The organism is Paenibacillus sp. FSL L8-0470 (assembly GCF_038008625.1).
Classification (GTDB): Bacteria; Bacillota; Bacilli; order Paenibacillales; family Paenibacillaceae; genus Paenibacillus_AQ.
Window position 1 is genome coordinate 2543825 of the sequence record NZ_JBBOZM010000001.1, and the last position, 18847, is coordinate 2562671.

The 18847-nt window shown below is 51.5% G+C and carries 14 protein-coding genes and 1 pseudogene; 10 read left to right on the forward strand and 5 right to left on the reverse strand.

Features of this window, described 5'->3' with window-relative positions:
• The first annotated feature begins 98 nt into the window (after positions 1–98).
• From NST99_RS11410 to NST99_RS11430, 6 genes and pseudogenes are all read left to right on the forward strand, one after another.
• Positions 99–442: pseudogene (locus tag NST99_RS11410) on the forward strand (transposase).
• Between the two features lie 8 nt (positions 443–450).
• A complete protein-coding gene (locus tag NST99_RS33705) occupies positions 451–591 on the forward strand; it encodes a hypothetical protein (RefSeq protein WP_445745025.1) in 141 nt (46 codons plus the stop codon).
• Positions 592–906: 315 nt separating this feature from the next.
• Entirely contained in the window at positions 907–1479 is a 573-nt protein-coding gene (locus NST99_RS11415; RefSeq protein ID WP_341091698.1) for a GNAT family N-acetyltransferase, read from the forward strand.
• Positions 1480–1786: 307 nt separating this feature from the next.
• Complete coding sequence (locus NST99_RS11420) at positions 1787–2644, forward strand: carbohydrate ABC transporter permease (RefSeq protein ID WP_445745026.1); 858 nt, start codon at positions 1787–1789, stop codon at positions 2642–2644.
• Positions 2641–3465 carry a carbohydrate ABC transporter permease gene (locus NST99_RS11425; protein ID WP_341091701.1) on the forward strand — a complete coding sequence of 275 codons (825 nt, stop codon included), beginning with the start codon at positions 2641–2643 and terminating at the stop codon, positions 3463–3465. The genes NST99_RS11420 and NST99_RS11425 overlap by 4 nt, the downstream gene beginning before the upstream one ends.
• 110 nt (positions 3466–3575) lie before the next feature.
• Complete coding sequence (locus NST99_RS11430) at positions 3576–4958, forward strand: ABC transporter substrate-binding protein (protein ID WP_341091703.1); 1383 nt, start codon at positions 3576–3578, stop codon at positions 4956–4958.
• A gap of 178 nt (positions 4959–5136) precedes the next feature.
• On the opposite strand, the gene NST99_RS11435 is transcribed toward NST99_RS11430, so the two are convergent.
• A complete protein-coding gene (locus tag NST99_RS11435; protein WP_341091704.1) occupies positions 5137–5781 on the reverse strand; it encodes a phosphotransferase enzyme family protein in 645 nt (214 codons plus the stop codon).
• A gap of 487 nt (positions 5782–6268) precedes the next feature.
• Between NST99_RS11435 and NST99_RS11440 the strand changes: the two genes are divergently transcribed.
• Positions 6269–7207 carry a helix-turn-helix transcriptional regulator gene (locus NST99_RS11440; RefSeq protein WP_341091705.1) on the forward strand — a complete coding sequence of 313 codons (939 nt, stop codon included), beginning with the start codon at positions 6269–6271 and terminating at the stop codon, positions 7205–7207.
• 235 nt (positions 7208–7442) lie between these two features.
• On the opposite strand, the gene NST99_RS11445 is transcribed toward NST99_RS11440, so the two are convergent.
• Positions 7443–8600 (reverse strand): glycosyltransferase family 4 protein, encoded by a 1158-nt coding sequence (locus tag NST99_RS11445; protein WP_341091706.1) that lies wholly within the window; start codon positions 8598–8600, stop codon positions 7443–7445.
• A 201-nt stretch (positions 8601–8801) separates the two neighbouring features.
• Here NST99_RS11445 and NST99_RS11450 point away from each other — a divergent pair, with 201 nt between their 5' ends.
• Entirely contained in the window at positions 8802–12917 is a 4116-nt protein-coding gene (locus NST99_RS11450; protein ID WP_341091708.1) for a choice-of-anchor I family protein, read from the forward strand.
• 162 nt (positions 12918–13079) lie between these two features.
• Here NST99_RS11450 and NST99_RS11455 read toward each other — a convergent pair whose 3' ends face one another.
• Positions 13080–14060 carry a zinc dependent phospholipase C family protein gene (locus tag NST99_RS11455; RefSeq protein ID WP_341091709.1) on the reverse strand — a complete coding sequence of 327 codons (981 nt, stop codon included), beginning with the start codon at positions 14058–14060 and terminating at the stop codon, positions 13080–13082.
• A gap of 288 nt (positions 14061–14348) precedes the next feature.
• Between NST99_RS11455 and NST99_RS11460 the strand changes: the two genes are divergently transcribed.
• Both NST99_RS11460 and NST99_RS11465 read left to right on the forward strand, forming a co-directional pair.
• Complete coding sequence (locus NST99_RS11460) at positions 14349–14756, forward strand: VOC family protein (RefSeq protein WP_341091710.1); 408 nt, start codon at positions 14349–14351, stop codon at positions 14754–14756.
• A gap of 507 nt (positions 14757–15263) precedes the next feature.
• Positions 15264–17054: a methyl-accepting chemotaxis protein gene (locus NST99_RS11465; RefSeq protein ID WP_341091712.1), complete on the forward strand. Its 1791-nt coding sequence runs from the start codon at positions 15264–15266 to the stop codon at positions 17052–17054.
• Here the strand turns inward: NST99_RS11465 and NST99_RS11470 are convergent.
• Together NST99_RS11470 and NST99_RS11475 are read right to left on the reverse strand one after the other, a co-directional pair.
• Positions 17034–17927, reverse strand: a complete 894-nt coding sequence (locus NST99_RS11470) for an NAD-dependent epimerase/dehydratase family protein (RefSeq protein ID WP_341091713.1) — start codon at positions 17925–17927, stop codon at positions 17034–17036. The genes NST99_RS11465 and NST99_RS11470 overlap by 21 nt on opposite strands.
• 49 nt (positions 17928–17976) lie before the next feature.
• Positions 17977–18714, reverse strand: a complete 738-nt coding sequence (locus NST99_RS11475; RefSeq protein ID WP_341097620.1) for a sigma-70 family RNA polymerase sigma factor — start codon at positions 18712–18714, stop codon at positions 17977–17979.
• Between the last annotated feature and the right edge of the window lie 133 nt (positions 18715–18847).

The window sequence follows — 18847 nt, forward strand, 5'->3', positions numbered from 1 at the left end:
TATATGACTATGGAATCAAGACGTTTTCTTTATACTTTCCTGACTAGGGTGTTTATGCAAACTAGGGTTTTGTAAGAGTTTGGTAAATAGTAAGTATAATGAGACGATACGAAATCCGTGACAATCAATGGGAAAAGATCAAGGACCTGCTGCCGCCGGAACGAAAACCACAAGGAGGGAGACCCCCGAAAGACCATTGTCAGATGCTGAATGCCATGCTGTGGGTGCACCCTGGCGGGATTTACCGGAATACTACGGCTCCTGGTCCACAGTGTACAGCCGGTTTCGGCGCTGGCAAATTGCCGGCATTTGGGACCGGATTTTAGAGCATCTCTCGATTGAACCCGACTATGAAAGCATCATGATTGATGCAACGATTGTGCGTGTCCATCAAAATGGGGTGGGCTTCAGCAGGCAATTGGCCGATCACGAGGAGGCTTAACGACCAAAATCCACGCCGTTGTCGATGCTTTGGGCAACCCGCTGCGTTTTGTGCTGACCGGAGGACAGCCCCATGACTCGATAACCGGCTACGAGATCCTAAAACAGATGGACTTAATAAGAACGCAAGTGCTGGCTGACAGCTTATGACACCATTCAGTTTTTTTACCTTCTGAAGGAGCAGTCTGCAACTTCGGTCATTCCAAGTAAAAGGAATCGTCGGGAACAAAGAGAATGGGACAAAAAACTCTATAAAGAGCGTCATCTGATCGAATACTTTTTTCAGCAAAGTGAAGCATTACCGCCGATTGGCGACTCACTATGGTTTATTCTTGCCTCGTAAAAGAAGCAGTTAAAATTTAGTTTCACGAATGTAGGCGAGTCGGCTAACATCAGAGGTATTATAGAGCAGCAATTGCAGATGAAGGTCTCTTCATAATCAAAGATGCAAAAGGATGAGGGTTAATGGAAGTATTGGAAACGTTGCGTTTAGTGCTTCGGAGATTCAGAGCGGATGATGGGCAGGATTTGCACGAATATCTCTCCTGCGAAGAGGTTGTAGAATATGAACCTTATGGTGTTTACAATGAAGAAGAAAGCCATGCTGAGGCGGTGAGACGTTCCACGGATCAGGCATTTTGGGCCGTGTGCCTGAAGGATTCAGGCAAAGTAATCGGCAACCTATACTTTCAGGAGCAGCATCCGCAGGAGTTTCAGACTTGGGAGATTGGCTATGTGTTCAACCGTGAGTATCAGGGCTGCGGCTATGCGGCTGAAGCCTGCCGTACATTGCTGGAGTACGGCTTCAATACTCTAGGAATTAGACGGGTAACCGCCCATTGTAATCCGCGGAATTCACCATCCTGGCGGCTGCTCGAAAGGCTGAAGCTGCGGCGGGAGGGGCATTTTCTCCAGACGGGCTATTTTAAAACCGATGAACAAGGTATGCCGAAATGGCATGATACTTTTGCCTATGGTGTGCTTGGTAAGGAATGGCTGAATCTGAACCAGGAGAAAGCGGCAGAACAACAAGTGTAAGCAAAGACCTTCTTGAGAAATCGGGGAGGTCTTTTTTTGTATAAATAGTTGAGATAATTTATCTCTCCGTTTACAAAATTTATATAATTTTAACGCTGGCTTGCCATCCTCCTGATGCTGCGTTGACATCCAAGCCTTACACTTGCAGAGGTAGTAAGAAGATAAAAGCGGACTGTTAGGTCATTAGGAGGCTTCCATTTTGAGTGAACTGGAGAATTCATTAACCCTGCCTGCAAGAGAAAAAGCGGCATCGGCTGGAGTTCCCTTACGACCGGCATATTTAAGCAAGCTGAAGGTTCAGGAGAATATGCTTGCCTACCTGTTCCTGGCTCCTTCGTTGCTGCTGTTCGGTGTGTTTTTATTCTATCCGTTGCTGAAATCCGTATATTTAAGTCTGCACAGTACGGACCCGGCGGGACGAATCGCAGCGTATGTCGGCTTTGACAATTTCAATGCCCTTTTCACTTCAGGACTATTTCTGGACGGTATCCGGGTGACGGCGCTGTTTGCCCTCTTGACGGTCCCGACCGGCCTGCTGCTTGCACTTGTGCTCGCGGCGCTTACCCACAACCAGCAGCTGCGCGGCAAACGGTTGTTCCAGTTCACCTTCTCTTTGCCAATGGTGCTGTCTGTTGGATCGGCGGCAGTGATCTGGAAATTCCTGTTTCATCCCACGCTGGGTATGCTGAATTATTTGCTGGAGCTTGCCGGGATGAGGCCGGTGGCATGGCTGGTCAATCCGGACACTGCGCTGCTGTCTATCTCATTAATGACGGTATGGATGAATCTCGGGTTCAATTACATCATTCTGTCGAGCGGAATGCAGGGTATTTCGGACGAAATCTATGAGAGTGCCAGAATTGACGGAGCGGGAGCAGTTACGGTATTTCGCAAGATCACCCTGCCTCTGCTGTCCCCGACCTTGTTCTTCGTACTCGTGGTTTCGATCATTAGTGCCTTCCAGGCGTTTGGCCAGATCAATATATTAACCGCCGGAGGACCGATGAACAGTACCAACGTGTTTGTATACTCCATCTACCGTGAAGCCTTTGTCAACTTCCGCTTCGGAACGGGCAGCGCCCAGGCACTGATGCTGTTTCTGGTTATTATGCTGCTGACGTTGATCCAGTTCAAATGGGTGGAAAGGAAAGTGCACTATCAATGAAAAAGCCAAAAGCAGGACAACTACTTAGCTACTGTGTGCTCACTGTGGTGGCGGCACTGGTATTGTATCCCGTATTCTACAGCTTCTTCATGGCCGTTATGGCCCCGGAAGAGGCCAGCGCTTATCCGCCGTCCATCGTTCCGCATTCCTTTCATCCGGAGAACTTTAGCGAAGTGTTCGATATTATTCCGATCGCCACCTTCATTGGCAATACCTTTCTGGTATCCGGCATTGTCATGATCGGCCAATTGATCACCGCCAGTCTGGCAGCTTATGCCTTTGCCCAGATGAATTTCAAAGGGAAATCACTGATGTTCAGCCTGTTCGTGGCCACGATGATGGTTCCCTGGGAAGTGACGATGATTCCCAATTATTTGACTGTACGCAGCCTGGATTGGCTGGATACTTATCAGGGTCTGACCATACCTTTTCTGGCGACGGCCTTCGGCACCTTCCTGCTGCGGCAGTTCTTTATGCAGCTGCCCAAAGAGCTATTTGAGGCAGCCAAAATCGACGGCTGCGGACATATTCGCTACTTTCTGTTTCATATGCTGCCGCTCTCCAGACCGGCACTGGGCACCTTGGCTGTCTACTCTTTTCTGAATATGTACAATTCCTATCTCTGGCCGCTGCTTGTTACGAACAGCAAACCGATGCGGACGGTGCAGATCGGAATCTCCATGCTTGAATTTCAGGAATCGACCTCATGGAATCTGGTATTTGCCGGAATCACACTGGCCATTCTGCCTTCGCTGCTGCTGCTGGTATTCGGATTGAAGCAGCTTGTCCGGGGCATGGCGGCCGGCGCACTGAAGGGATAAGTGCCCGGGATGCGCAGAGCTAAAAGCTAGTCAGCTGCTTATTGCAGATGATGAATACGTATATAGCTTCTTCAATCCAAATTATAGGGGAAAAGGGAGAGATACTTAGAATGAAACAATTCAAACAGGGTATGGTTCCATTGCTTGCGAGCCTGATGCTGGTTCTTGCTGCCTGCGGCAACAATTCAAATGCAGATGAGAACAATAATGCAGCCGGCAGCACCTCCTCAGGCAGTGATGGGGAAGTCAGTGCCGCTGCTGCTCCGGTAAAACTCAGCTGGTGGCATTCTATGTCCGGTGCGGGTGAAAAAGCGATTAATCAGATTGTCTCCGACTTCAATGCCAGCCAGACCGGCATCGAGGTGGAAGCGGTGTACCAGGGTAAATATGATGAAAGCTTGAACAAGCTGAAAGCCTCCATCGGCTCGAACAGCGGACCGGATCTGATCCAGGTCTATGAAATCGGCAGCAAGTTTATGATTGATTCGAAGATGATCACACCAGTGCAGCAGTTTATCGACCAGGACAGTTTTGATCTGTCAGGTCTGGAACCCAACATTATCCGATACTATACGATTGACGATAAGTTAAATGCGATGCCGTTCAATACGTCCAATCCGATTCTTTATTATAATAAAGATGCTTTCAAAGCAGCCGGACTTGATCCAGAGAACCCGCCTAAGACGTTTGAGGAATTCGAAGCCGCTGCCAAAGCATTAAGCAAAGACGGTAAAGCCGGAGCAACAATTGCCATCTACGGCTGGTTCATGGAGCAGCTGTTTGCCAATCAGAACGCTGATTATGTTAATAACGGTAATGGGCGCGACGCCGCTGCCACAGAATCGCTGCTGGCTTCGGATGCCGGTGTAAGCACACTGGAATGGTGGAAAAAGATGGTTGACGATAAAATAGTCGCCAATCTGGGCCGGGACACAGATGATACGGATAGCGCATTCGCGGCAGGTCAGGTAGCGATGACACTGAACTCTACGGCTTCACTGCGCAATATGGTAGAGGCGGCTGGCGGCAAATTCGAAGTCGGCACAGGTTTCCTGCCGAAACCTGCCTCAGCGAAGGACGGCGGAGTGATTGTCGGAGGAGCCAGCCTGTATATTATGAACAACAAACCGGAAGCGCAGCAGAAGGCGGCATGGGAATTTATCAAATATGTGGCCTCGCCGGAGGTTCAGGCAAAATGGAGTGTAAGCACCGGGTACTTCCCGATTAACAAGGCTGCTTATGAGCAGCAGGTGCTCAAGGATAATATGGTGAAATATCCGCAGTTCCAGACTGCTGTTGACCAGCTTCATGCTTCGAGTGCTTCAACGGCGACCTCGGGTGCGGTAATGGGCGTATTCCCCGAAGCACGCCAGATTGTTGAAGGAGCGATTGAAGAAGCGCTGAACGGACAAAAAGAGCCTAAACAGGCGCTGGAGGATGCCGGCAAACAGATTACCGAGAAAATCGGCCAGTACAATGCTACGGTGAAATAGAAATCCGCAGTTAATGAATGGGGCTGCATTCGACAGCTGAAGTGGAAGCCGGGCAGACGCCCGGCTTCTTTTTTTGTTATATAAGGATTAGATGTCCGCTGCGGTAATGATTCTTAAATAAAGGATTAAACGGCCCAACAATAGTAATAGCGGCGACTATGGATGAACAAAGGGTGGCCTATAATTGTATATCGCAACCATCAAATCTCTGACCAGATTGAATAAGATGTATGGCTTGGGTAATTGCAGTTTGCTGAAATGCAGACAGGCGACTCTCATCACCGTCCCAGCTATGTAGCCACCAGAAGTATGAGCATATATTTCTATAGTCCATGAACATAGGAATCTGCCTAACCCAATAGGTATCTAAGTCATTATTCTTGAAGTAGCCTGTTAAAAATTCATCCAAGAATCGTTTTGCAAATTCATTTTTAGATTTTCGGTCCCCGGCCGGAGCTCCCCACCACACGGCATGAGTTGCCGCAATTGCAATATCCAGCGCAAACCAGCCGTATATACTGTCATCAAAATCAAAAACCGTAATGTCATCATTGTTGATATGAAAATTATAGGGATGAAAATGGTTGTGGATCAATCCATACGATTGAGCATCTTTAGGCAGAGAGGCGATCGTATTCTCCAGAGATTTCAACTTTTTAAGCAGGATATGATATCGGCCTTGTTGTAAATAAGGGTTATCCATGTTCCATGTTCCCCAGTCATCTCTTTGTACAGCAGCATCTGCAGCCGTATAGGATTTTGTGAGCAGATGCATTCTTCCCATGGTTTCTCCCCATTTATTGAATATCGGGGGGCCCCACAATTGCAGATTGTTTTTATCAAAAAAACGTCAATCGTAAGATGCAGAGTTGATTGTTTTTGGAAAACCGGTACACCTCATTACAAGAATTGCTAAGGAAAACCAATGTATCAACTTCAAACCCAAAGGATTCTGCAGCTCTGCCTAACAGTTCTTTACTTACCATATTGAACCTCATCTCTTCAGCAATTCCCGGCCGGGTATAACCTCAGACTAACCGTATTTTCAAATAAAATATAGACTTATAGTTCTCTATCAAATAAACTAATAATCAAGTACAAATCATTTTATTTTCGTACTGTTCATGAAGTTTCGGACACATACTATAATTAGACAAGACTCCTTTTCAAGGAGTCTTTTTTAATAGTTCTTCTCTTCAGAAGTTTCGTCAGACTATGACATTGTTATCTTTTAACAGCACATTCGACTTTACAAACCTCCCGGATGCATCGGATGATAGAATCAGCTTGAGAAGAAACAGGTGAATCAGATGAAAATTAACCGTTTGCTGGGAATCGTAGTCTATCTGCTCAATCGGGAGGTGGTCAGTGCCCGTGCACTGGCCGATAAATTCGAGGTATCGCCGCGTACGATTCAACGTGACATCGAATCTATTGGGCTCGCCGGGATTCCGGTGGGATCACTGCAAGGCACTAACGGAGGTTATTACATACTCGACAGCTTCAAAATGCACAGACAGCTGCTTCAGTCCGAGGATTACGCTTATATTTTGGCCGCCCTGAAAGGGCTGGTATCGGGCTACAGCAGCAGACGCGCAGAGGATACCATGGAGAAGATCATGTCCTTAACACCGGAGAAGGAGGCAGTGCCGCAGCCCATTCAGCTTGATTTGGGGGTTCTCCGGGAAGGAGCGGGCACGGCAGAGGCAATTCAAGTTATAGAGCATGCCATCCGCCGGAAAAAGGTGCTTCACTTTCAATACACCAATGCAAGGAATGAGGTGGCAGACAGAAATGTCGAGCCATTGCTCTTAACCTATAAGTGGTATGCATGGTATTTATTCGCCTATTGCTGTGACAATTGCGGATACCGGCTGTTCCGTCTTTCCCGAATCCGGGAGCTTAGGGCCACGGACGGGACCTTTTCAATAATACATCGGGATGCGGAAAGTCTGCTGGCGGAGGCGCAGGATCACCGGCCGTACATAACCGTTAAGCTTGCATGTCCGGCAGGTCTCCGGGTGCTAATGGAGGAGCTGCTCCCCAATGCGGTGCTGATAGAAGTCCGGGATCAGGAACTGGTCATGGGCTTCACCGTCCCGGAAGAGGAGAATGGCTGGTTCGGAACACTGCTGCTGTACGGCCATCAGCTTACAGTGCTTGAACCTCTGTCACTGCGCCAGCGAATGGCGGACCATGCCAGTAATCTGCTGAATAAATATGCCGAATGTACGACTAGAATGTTGTAATTATTGATTGTGCAGCGTAGGGATTGCAGCGCGTTTCTCCACCCCTTCCGGAGGGGGAGGAAACGCGCTTTTTTTTGCGGGCAGAATTATGCGATCCCTCCCTGCACCAGCGGGGAAATCCCTCAATGGTGGTTATACTGACCGACGTTCCCGGTAGGACCTGGCGTCATTCGGGCTTCATCCTTTAAACTGCACACCGGAAACTCCGGCAGCAGCTCTACTTCTCTTCTTAACGTTAGGCTGTAAATATCCCCGTTCGGTTCTTCAAGCGCCGGTTTTCAATCACCTCTTCGTAATCCCGGATCAGGCCGTCAAAAATATGCTCCCAGGAGCGGCCGAGCGCGAGCCGCCGTCCCTCCCGGCCCATAGCCATCCGTTGCTCCGGCTGATCCGCCATAATGCAAATTTCCTTCACCAGTTCTCCCGGATGATGCGGTTCAAACAATGACCCGGTCACACCGGACAAGACCAGATCCGTTGTGCCGCCTGCCCCGGCAGCGATGACAGGCAGGCCCGAGGCCATCGCTTCCAGAACAACGTTCCCGAAGGTTTCCGTGCTGGAGGGGAACACGAATACATCTGCCGAGGCATACAGCTCTGCCAGCTCCTCCCCGTGCTTGCCCCCGGTGAAGGTGACATTGCGCGGCGCCTGCGCCCGCAGCTCAGGCAGCAGCGGGCCGTCTCCCACTACCAGCAGATGAACCGCCGCAGCCGCGGATTCCGGCAGCTGCCGCATGGCGGTTAAGAGGGTGGGGATGTCTTTTTCCGGAGCAATCCGTCCAACATAAAGCAATACTACCGGTGCCGCAATTCCGTAACGCTCCCGTACCTGTCTGCTGCGTTTCTCCGGTGTGAACAGACCGCAGTCAATTCCCCTCGACCATAACCGCAGCCGGGTGAAGCCATGGGAACGGAGCGTAGCTTCTGTCTCCCGTGAAGGGGCCAGGATGGCATCGCAGGAGCGGTGAAACCATTTCATGTATTTCCAGTAGAGCGGAATGATTCTGCTCATCCGGTAGTATTGAAGATAACGGTCGAAGTGGGTGTGGTAGGAGGCAACATGAGGGAGGTTCTGCTTCTGGGCATAGCGGAGACCGTACAGGCCGATGTTGAACGGGGTGGCCATATGCAGCAGATCAGGCCGGAAGGACCGCAGCTCGTGCTGGATGGAGGACATGCCGGGCAGCGCCAGCCGGCACTCGGGATACAGAAAAAAGGGGATGCTGGCAATCGGGCGGATTGGATCGGCGGAACGTTCTTCAGGGGCGGATTTAGGGGTGAAGAGCAGATGCTCGATGCCGCGGCGGTGTAAATGGCCGGCAAGCCGGTGAAGCGTGCGTGCGACTCCGTTGGTTTGAGGAAGATAGGTGTCCGTAAACAAGGCAATACGCATGGATAATCCCTCCCGGTACTCTTGTTGTCTTGATCATAACAGGCGAATATTTCAGTGAGGTTATCGGGGGATCAACTCATTTCCGCCTTCATGTAGCGACTTATTCTGGGGTTTACACTCCGTTTATGCAAATCGGCAAATTAGAACATACTCGTCCTCTATAGTAGAAAAAAATCTATAGAGTATTGGAGTGACAATCACTTGAATTCAACAGGCAAAACAATCCTTTCTCTGCTGATTGCCGCAGAACTGGCAGTGGGCCCGGCGTGGAACGCTGGTCCGGCAACAGCTGCAGCAGCACCCGGGTCCGGCACTCCGTATACCGCTGGCGGCGTTTATGATGTAACCGTTCCCCATATTGTCGTGAACCAGATCTATGGCGGCGGGGATGCCGAAACAACGGGAGGGTACTTCTCCAAGGGCTATATCGAACTTTATAATCCTACGGATTCCGCTGTGGATTTGAGCGGCTGGTCCGTGCAATATTCAGATCCAACCATGAACGGAGCCTGGAGCAAGCTGGAGCTGACCGGCACGATCCACGCACATTCTTCTTATCTGATTACGGACGGCAAAGTGAACCCCGACTATAAAAGCGATATCAGCGGCAAAGGCGATCAGGTATGGAGTGATATCCTCTTTTACAATAAAGGAATGAAGGTGGTGCTGCTGAACAATACTACGCTGCTGGAAACGGCAAATCCGTTCCTGAATAAACCGGATTCCTATGTGGATATGATCGGCACGGCCGGCAATGACAACGGCTCAACCATCGACGGCTATGAAAGTGACTATCCAACCGGCAAAACCGGCGGCACCTCGAAGCAGAAGTCGGTGCGGCGCAGCGATTTTGCCGATACGGACAACAATAAAACGGATCTTAAGCAGATCAGCTTCGATTCACTGGATGCGGGAACGCTGAATCGGATGAAGCCGCATAGCGGTGCTGACGGAGCATGGGGCGTGGCTATTCAGCCTCTTGGCCTGGCGGGCCCGTCTCTGCCTGCCGCCACGGCTGGGTCCCCGTATTCGGTGACACTGTCCGTATATGGCGGGACGTTGCCTTATACCTTTGAGGCGGCGGGGCTGCCCGAAGGTCTAAGCCTGGACGTTACATCCGGCAAAATCAGCGGAACTCCGGTGACGGCAGGTGCGGCAACGGTCAGCGTCTCTGTGTATGACAGCAGTGTTCCTGCGATGAAGGCGGAAGGGAGCCTTCCGCTGACGGTGGATAAACCTGCGGGAGAGCCAACCGCGGATGTTATCAGCATTACAAAGCTTGGCGGATATTCCGTCGGGGTTACCAATGAAGACGGCGGTGTGGCGGAGATTGTCAAGTATAACCGTGACAACGGAAAGTGCTATCTGGTCAACGGTTCGACGCATCCTGCGACAGTAGATATTGTAAATCTGAAGGACGGCATCCATCCGGAAAAGGAAAAAAGCATCAACGTGGAGCAGCTGGCGGAAACCGGAGGCTTCAGCTATGGCGATCTGACCAGTGTGGATATTAACCCGGCAACGAAGCGGATTGCTGTAGCCATACAGGAAGCGGATGCCATGAAGAACGGCAAAATTCTTGTGCTGGATTATGACGGTAAGCTGCTGGATACCTATGAGGCTGGAGTCCAGCCCGATATGATCAAATTCACCGGGGATGGCCGCTTTATTCTTACGGCTGACGAGGCCGAGCCCCGCACACTGGAGGGGGATCCCGAAGGCAGTGTGACGATCATTGACACGACTGCGAAATCAGCGGATTACGTCAAGTTCGACAACCCTGAGCGGATCGACGATCTCGTGCATATCCGCGGGGCGGTTGATCCGGCAACGAAGCTGATTACAGGGAAGGGTACAAAGGAAGAGGCAGTCCGTGATCTGGAGCCGGAATTTATCGAGCTGTCCGAAGATCAGAAGACCGCTTATATTTCCCTTCAGGAGAACAATGCTGTAGCTGCAGTCGATATTGCTTCCCGCAAGCTGCTGTGGGTCAAGGGGCTTGGGTTTAAGGATTTGAGCGATCCGCTAAATGGACTTGACCTCGTGAAGGACAGCAAGAGCAGGCTGGAAAATGTACCGTTCTACGGCGTTTATATGCCAGATGGGATCAGCCAGTATACAGTTAACGGCAAAACCTACTTGTTCACGGCCAATGAGGGCGATGCCACGGAATGGGACAGCAAGGAAAATGCCAGCACGATCGGCAAAATGAAGGGGGCACTTGAACCTGACTCTGCGGCTGCACTGTTCCTGAACGGAAATACGAAATATGACGGTGTAGAGGTCATGTCGGATATGGGTCATGACGGCATGTACTTGTACGGGGGCCGTTCCTTCTCGGTATGGGACGCTGGTACGCTGAGGCAGGTGTATGACAGCGGCAGTGATTTTGAGCGGATTACAGCAGAGCGGCTGCCTGATTACTTCAATGCAAGCAACAGCAATACAACGCTGGACAGCCGCAGCACCAAAAAAGGGCCGGAGCCTGAATATGTTAAGGTAAGCAAGGTGGGGCAAAAAGCGCTGGCCTTCATCGGCCTGGAGCGCATTGGCGGCCTGATGACTTACGATGTCAGCAATCCCGAACAGCCGCAGTTTCTCAATTATATTAATTCCCGTGAATTCACACCGAAAAATAATATCGCTACGGACACCGGGCCGGAAGGCATCGAGTTCATTCCGGCAACGGACAGTCCGACCGGACTTCCGCTGGTGCTGGTAGCCAATGAGGTAGGAGGCACTGTAGCGGTATATCAATTCAACGTTACAAAGATTACGCTGGACCAGAAGTCACTCTCTCTAAAAGCCGGAGGGACAGCGGCAACGCTCAAAGCTGAGGTTAAGCCTGCGGCTGGAACGCCGGAGAAATCACCGCTTAGCTGGAGCTCCTCTAATCCTGCAGTGGCCGCAGTGGATCAGAAGGGGACGGTAACTCCGCTGGCAGCGGGAACGGTGACCGTTTCCGTATACAGTGCGGATGGATATGGCACAGCCGAATCGCTGGTGACTGTAGCGGCGGCTGATCCGGTCATTACGAATCCGGGTACAGGTGGCTCTGTGGGGCAGACCCCGGCAGTTGCAGCTCACCCCCCGGCGGTAACTGTTGAAGGCTCCAAGGTTGTTCTTGAACTCAAGGCCGCAGCAGGTGCGGATGGAGCGGCAACTCTGTCCGTTACTGCCGAAGCCGTGGCAGCAGCGCTGGAATCCTTGAAAACTTCTGCCGGCAAAGAGCTGGTCTTCCGCGTTGCTGCAACAAGCAGTGCGGCCAAAGCCGTAACCTTGGAGGTTCCTGCCGCAGTCTGGGCTGCGATTTCCGGCAGTGCTGTGCAGAGTGTGACATTTGCAGCCGGTCGGGGAACCGTCTCGCTTGACCGCACTTCGCTAATAGCAGTGAACACTGCGGCAAACGGTGAACCGGTGAAACTATCTATTACAGGAACAGATCTTGGCAGTGTCATGGGCAATCCCGCTGGAGGTATAAGCGAAGCCGCGCGGAGCACAATCGGCAGCCGTCCGGTTATCAACCTAACAGTGCAAACCGGTAGCCGTACCCTTTCCAGCTTTGGGGAAGGGAAAGCGTTGGTGAGCATCCCGTATTCACTGTCATCTGCGGAGGATGCCAATGCGGTAGTAGCCTACAATGTTACACCTGCAGGTAAGCTGGTTGTGCTTCCTGGCAGCCGCTATAATGCGGTGACCGGCCAGTTGACCTTCCGTACCGCTCATTTCTCTGCTTATGCGGTTGGTTACAGCAACCCGGGCTTTACCGATACTGCTGCCAGCTTTGCCAAAGACTCTATCACGTATCTGGCGGCACGCGGCATTATTTCCGGAATCAATGAAAGCCAGTTTGGGTTGAAGAGCAACCTGAGCCGTGGAGACGCAGCCCTGCTATTGGCCCGTCTGGCCGGGGCGGAGCTGAACACGGCAGTGTCCGGCAGCTTCACAGATGTGAAGCCGGATGATTATTATGCAGCGGCAATCGCTTGGGCGAACGTTAGCGGAATCGTAAACGGCACCGGAGACGGGAAGTTTGCACCCAAGGCGAAGGTTACACGCGAACAGCTCGCAGTTATGATTATCCGTCTGGCGGATGAGCGGAACTGGACTCTGCCCGTGAGCGGCGGCACTGCCGTATTCGCAGACCGGCAGTCCATTAGTTCTTTTGCGCTGGAAGCTGCTGCAGCTGTCCAGCAGGCGGGGATCATCTCGGGCAAAACTGCCCCGGATGGCAGTGTTAACTTTGCGCCGCAGGCTGCAGCTACGCGTGAGGAAACCGCGCAGATGCTGGCTGCCCTGCTCAAGCTTGCCGACTGAAATCGGCAACGGATTTCTTTGACACCCCTGGCGCCTCCTGAGCGTCAGGGGTTTTTCGTGTGCAGGCCAAGAAAAATAGGCCAACCCGAAGTTTCTGGCTGACCTAAATAATACGAAATGAGCCACTTTCGGAGCTCCACCCTTGAATTAATACAAATGTCTTTACGAGCTAATGCCGGAATCCCAGATCGGCTCGGCGAACTGATTCTTGAGATTGCTGCTGCAATCCTTGCCGGTATCATAAGACCGGTTGCCGAGCACCCGCTTGAACTGTTCCAGCGCGCGGGCTGCTTCTGCAGGCACCTTGCTGTTCAGCCAGTCGGCCAAGGCCTGCAGCACACTCCGCCCTTCCGCCAGCGCCTGTTCCCAGAGCTCCCAGACACTTTCCGTCCGGACCTCGGAGTACAGCGCGGAATGCCGCCATTCGGCATGCTTTTCATTTAAATAATCCAGCTGCTCGTCTCTTGGGGAAAGCGGCTGGTAGAAATGATGGCGCGCTTTTCCTCTTAGCAGCGACTTCTTCCAGCCTTTGGGATCATATAAGCATTTATGGGCCAGAATCATGTCCAGGTACGCCTCCTGCCAGATCTCATCCGGGAGGCCCTTTGTTTCGGGATACCAGGCCGCTGCGGTTTCATGAAGGAGAGTGTGAACGGTATGGGGGAGCCGCGAGCCGACGTGAATTTTTTTCCAAGCTGCAATCCGCCAGGTATCGATTTGCTTCAGCCGTTGCATGAATACGGTATCGAGGACGATCTCAAACCGCTGATGGTTGCGGTGCTTGTAGCCCGCTTTCCAGTTAATGTAGGGATGAAGATTGCGGTCCAGCAGATGATGTGTCAGAAATCCAAGGAAGTATTGCTGTGTTTCTGCAAGGTCAGGAGGAGGGAGGCTCCGGATTTTTTGCCAGAGCTCCAGCAGCACCGGACCGCAGTGTACAGAGTGCATAAGGTCGCCCAGCCGGAGGGCTCCGGTATCTTTTTTCCACGGCAGAAAGCTGTGGTATAGAAGCAAATCAGGTCCTTGGCAGCCAAGCTGGTACAATTCAGGCCGCTCCTTCAGCCCGCCCAGAAAAGGAAACTGATCCGCAAATTGTTCCGCCAGCACCTGCCCATACTCTAAATGCATCCAAATATTAGGCATCGCTCCACCCCTTTTACGCTTAGATAGCTCCATCTTAAACTCTTCATGTTAACAGAGATTGCATTCTGCTTCTTTGGATTGTAATCCTTGGGGTAGCCTTTGCAGATGCGTTTAAACTTGCGCTTAATTCTAAGGTACTCTTGTATAGCGCTAATATCAACTCTGCAAAGTGTGGCAATTGTGCAAACGCGCTGGAGTCCGGGGATATCGCAACTAGAGGCATCCTCCGGTAATTCATGTTATAATCGAACGGACTACACTCAATTAATTACCGAGGTGATGAGAAGAATGGGATTTCAGGCAGGCCAGCTTTTTGTTAATTTGCCGGTGGACAATCTGCAGAATTCGATTAACTTTTTTACCGCTTTAGGTTTTGAGTTCAACCCCCAGTATACCGATGAGAACGCAACCTGTATGATCATCAACGGCAACACCTTTGCGATGCTGCTGGTCAAGGAGTTTTTCAACACCTTCACCTCCAAAAAAATCATCGACACATCCGGTCAGACAGAGGTAATCCTGGCCATCTCTGCCTCCAGCAAAACCGAGGTGGACGAGCTGGTGCAGAAGGCGCTGGCCGCAGGCGGGAAGCCTTTTAACAATCCGGTTGATCACGGCTTTATGTACAACTGGAGCTTTCAGGATATTGACGGGCATCTGTGGGAAGTCATGTATATGGAAGAAAACGCCGGGTAAGCGGGCGAATCAGAATATGTAATGGATCAAGAACAAGCTTCCGGAGAATTCCGGGGGCTTGTTTTGCTTTTATGGGTTTGAACAGCAGTACTCGGACCCCAGCGCCTTTATTTTGTCAAAAAAAGCTTTATATCTGACGTTGCGGACTCCAGAGACCTTATTTGCCCAAAAAAACTCTCAACTAGGATGATTTAGCTAAATAGGGTCATTCAGGTCCGGATAGAAACTTTGGCGGCTCTTTGGGAAGAGATAACGCCTATGAGGTCCGTAAGCAGTTTTAATAGCTGGGACGATGGCGGATGTTCAGCGGATATGGGATATGGGGGTTTTTGGGCACGGTGCAGGTTTTGTTAACATTTTCGCAACAGATTCTTTACGATCCGCATACAAAACTGTGGAGAGTAATTAATATCCAGCTCCTACAATGAGTGTATTAGTAAAATATACCTATAGTAGGCGTGATACGAAGGGATGATACGCTTGAAAAGAAGCTTGCTGCACCTATCTATGAAATGGAAGTTGATTCTGGTATTCTCTGCGATAACTTTCATCTTCCTGGGGGTGGCTCTGTACCAGGGACACAAGATTAATCAGGTGGAGCTCTCCATGGAACGGCAGAAGACGGAGATGGAAAAACGAATCACCGTTCAAACGATCACGCAGCTATTGCAGGAATTGGACGGTCTGGAAAAATCGCTGGCCGAGTCCAGTGATGTGGAGCTTGCCGGGTCTTTTAAGGACAAGCAGCAGCAGCTCACCGATGAGATTGCCAATATGGATTTTGAACAGGAGACGCCGGCGTCAGCAGAACTGCAGCTGCTCCGGACCCAGGCCGGGGAATATGCCGGGTTATTCGGGGAACTGGTTAAGACGATGGAGGATGAGAGCCTTGACCCGCTGACGGTGCTGGAACAAATCGACGCCCTGCATATGAAGGCACTGGCTGTCAATCAATCCATGCTGGAGACCAACGGGAAACTGTATGACGCTGCTGCGGGGAACGCCGAGAGGGCACAGGATCATTCTTTTGCCCTGCTGGATCAAACGGTATCCATTGTGCTTTACGCCGCAGGTGGAGTTTTCCTGTTCACACTGGTGCTGGCCTGGCTGCTGATACGCTCATTCTTGGGACCGGTGCGCAGGCTCCAGGATGCGTTGCGGCAAATTGCCGATGGCGATTTACGGCAGCAGATCAACTCTCCTTATAACGATGAACTGGGACGTTTGAGCTATCATTTTGATCATATGGTTACCCGGGTCCGGGAAATGCTGCGGCAGACCCTGTCCGTTGCTTCTTCCCTGGCGGATTATTCGCATTCCTTCCAGCAATCCTCATCCATTACCGCGGATACCAATCAGGATATTGTCAGAACGATACAGGAAATTTCCGTGGGCGCGGATCAGCAAGCCGTTCAGTCCGAGCAAAGTGCAGTCTTGCTGCAAGAGCTGGAACGGGAAGTGGATGAGATTACGGATCATACCGATGCCATGCTCACGACAAGTGAAACGGCCAATCACAATACCCGCAGAGGGTCTGAGACGGTTACCGCACTGCAGCAGATTTCCCGGCATTCCCGTGATTCCATCGGCAGAGTGTATCAAGCGCTGGAGAAGCTGGTGGAGCAATCTCAGGATATTACCCGGATCACGAATTCCATTACCGAAATTTCCAAGCAGACAAATATCCTCTCGCTGAATGCTGCGATTGAGGCTGCGCGGGCCGGAGCTTCCGGCAAGGGGTTTGCCGTTATTGCGGACGAAGTCCGGCATTTATCGGTCCAGACCAAAGATTCCTCCATACATATCAGCGAGATCATTCATGAGCTTCAGAACAGTATGACCGACTTTCAGGGCTACATGCTGGAGACAAAAAAAAGCCTCGAGCAGCAGGAGCACCAGGTAGCGGAAACCCTTGCATCTTTCGAGGCGATTGACGGATCGATTACCGGAATCAGCAGACAAATTGGACAAATTCATCATAAGGTGGAGCTGACCCGGAAGATTAATTCCCGGCTTGCCGTATCCATTCACTCTGTAGCATCCGTAGCCGAGCAGACAGCTGCGGGTGTTCAGGAGGTCAATGCTTCCAGCACGCAGCAGGACAAGGCGATCCGCGATATTGCCCGGCAGGCGGTGGAAATTAATGAAATTTCGCAGCAGCTGTTCACGGAAATTAATATTTTCAAAATAGAAGAGGAGACCGGGAATGTCCCGCCATCCGGTCAGCTGCTGGTATTGGAAGAACACTGGAATGAACTCAACGAACCAACAGAAAAATTACTCGCGATTGCCGAATGAAGCATTAAGCTGGGTCACCAGCTCCGGAAACCAGTCACTGAGTGCAAGGAATGAAAAGCCCGCCGAGCGGGCTTTTGTTGTATCCATATGCCAGGACTCAGTAATGCCGAAGGGAGACATATCCTCATCTGCAGTTTCGGCCTCAATCACCGCCTGCTTACCCGTGGCTGCTTCAATGATGGAGAGAATCTCCCCAATGGTAAGAGTACCGTCCGAGCATGCATTTACCGGTCCGGTCAGTTGGGAGAAGCCAAGCCAATACAAGAAGTCCGCAGCCTCATCCGAACGGATGAAGGAGATGGCAGCCTGGGTGTTCGGGATACCCATCGGCCGGCCTTCGCTGACATGCTCGATGTGAAAATGCAGCCTCCGCGTATAATCATCCGTGCCCAGAACCATGGGAATGCGCACGGCAGCCACGGGGAATGCGTCCTGCTTCAGCAAAACCGTTTCGGCCAGTCTTTTGCCCTCCTGATAGTTGAAGTCCTCCTTCGCACCTAATCGCAAGGGGTATACTTCAGGGTCGAAGTCAGCTTCGGTCAAAGCTTCCGGCCTTGGATCATAGACCGACAAGCTTGAGGTAAGGATGTACCGTTTAGCGGTGCCGGCAAAAATACGGCCTGCAGCATCAGCCTCATCCGGTGAAAAGCAGATATTATCATAGACCACATCCCAAGGGGTATCCCCGACGGCTACGGCAAGCGCTTTGGCGTCCGTACGGTCCACATTCAGCCTGGAGACCTGTTCCCCGAAGCTGTCTTCCGCCCGGCCTCTGGTTAGAATCGTTACCTTGCTGTCTCCCTCCCGGAGCAGCCGTTCCACCAGCCGCTTGCCAAAAAACCGGGTTCCCCCAAGCACAAGTATGTTCCTCATTCAATACACTCCTTTAAATTGAAATAGCTGATCCGCCTGAGGCTTTGGGTTAGGCGGCCATCCGCAGCCCGGGATGAGTGCTGCTGCTAGCAGTTGAACGGCTGCTGCTGGCAAAGTGCAGCGCCTGCACGGTACCTGTGCTTACAGCCATCGTAAGTTCCGCTGATTGTTCATGGCGGAGAAGCTCCAGCATGACAGGGATTTGACCCTGCTCATAAGCATCGGCCAGTGCCGACAAGAGCTGCCGGTAATCGGCGTCCAGCGGAACCGCAGGCCCGCCGTCCGCCGACAGATCCTCTCTAACGGCTGCGAGTGCCTGCCGTGCCCGGTGCAGCGCCGATTTCACCGCGCCTTCGGTTGTTTCCAATTGTTCCGCCGTTTCACCCGCAGAATAGCCCAGCACATCCCGCATCAGAAAGGCCGTCCGCTGCAGCGGAGACAGATGTTTCATTAGGGCCTGAAAAGCCATTTCAATTTCGGAAATCGTTCCGCCGGTTAATGGTTCTGCCTGTGAATGCCCGCGCTCCAGTGCTCGGCTCAGAGAAGCCCGCCGCCGGGCAGCATCAATCCATGTATTTTTGGCGATCCGCAGCAGCAGGGCTTCGGGATTCGGATTGGCCGGAAATTTTCCGTATCCCAGCGCCTTGGCCCAGGTCTCCTGAGCCAAATCCTCGGCTTCAATGCTGGACCGGGTAAGTGTCAGGCAATAGCGGTTCAGGACTGCTCCAAGCGACTGCAGACTTTTCTCACCGGTATGGTTAACGGTATTGTACTCTTCAAGGGTCATCACGCTTACGCATCTCCTTCTGGCTATCCCATTTAATTTGTTCCCTCTATTATATAAACGAATAGCTCATCATAAAAGATACGCATCTTCCGTAAATTTAAAATTCTGTATGTCCCGTATCCTTTGCCCGTCA

What these genes read in the sequence shown, in the direction of transcription:
- NST99_RS11465 (WP_341091712.1), top strand. Translation starts at nt 15,264, where the DNA reads ATGAAATGGAAGTTGATTCTGGTATTCTCTGCGATAACTTTCATCTTC.
- NST99_RS11475 (WP_341097620.1), bottom strand. Translation starts at nt 18,714, where the DNA reads ATGACCCTTGAAGAGTACAATACCGTTAACCATACCGGTGAGAAAAGT.
- NST99_RS11440 (WP_341091705.1), top strand. Translation starts at nt 6,269, where the DNA reads ATGAAAATTAACCGTTTGCTGGGAATCGTAGTCTATCTGCTCAATCGG.
- NST99_RS11455 (WP_341091709.1), bottom strand. Translation starts at nt 14,060, where the DNA reads ATGCCTAATATTTGGATGCATTTAGAGTATGGGCAGGTGCTGGCGGAA.
- NST99_RS11430 (WP_341091703.1), top strand. Translation starts at nt 3,576, where the DNA reads ATGAAACAATTCAAACAGGGTATGGTTCCATTGCTTGCGAGCCTGATG.
- NST99_RS11425 (WP_341091701.1), top strand. Translation starts at nt 2,641, where the DNA reads ATGAAAAAGCCAAAAGCAGGACAACTACTTAGCTACTGTGTGCTCACT.
- NST99_RS11415 (WP_341091698.1), top strand. Translation starts at nt 907, where the DNA reads ATGGAAGTATTGGAAACGTTGCGTTTAGTGCTTCGGAGATTCAGAGCG.
- NST99_RS11445 (WP_341091706.1), bottom strand. Translation starts at nt 8,600, where the DNA reads ATGCGTATTGCCTTGTTTACGGACACCTATCTTCCTCAAACCAACGGA.
- NST99_RS11420 (WP_445745026.1), top strand. Translation starts at nt 1,787, where the DNA reads ATGCTTGCCTACCTGTTCCTGGCTCCTTCGTTGCTGCTGTTCGGTGTG.
- NST99_RS11460 (WP_341091710.1), top strand. Translation starts at nt 14,349, where the DNA reads ATGGGATTTCAGGCAGGCCAGCTTTTTGTTAATTTGCCGGTGGACAAT.
- NST99_RS11470 (WP_341091713.1), bottom strand. Translation starts at nt 17,927, where the DNA reads ATGAGGAACATACTTGTGCTTGGGGGAACCCGGTTTTTTGGCAAGCGG.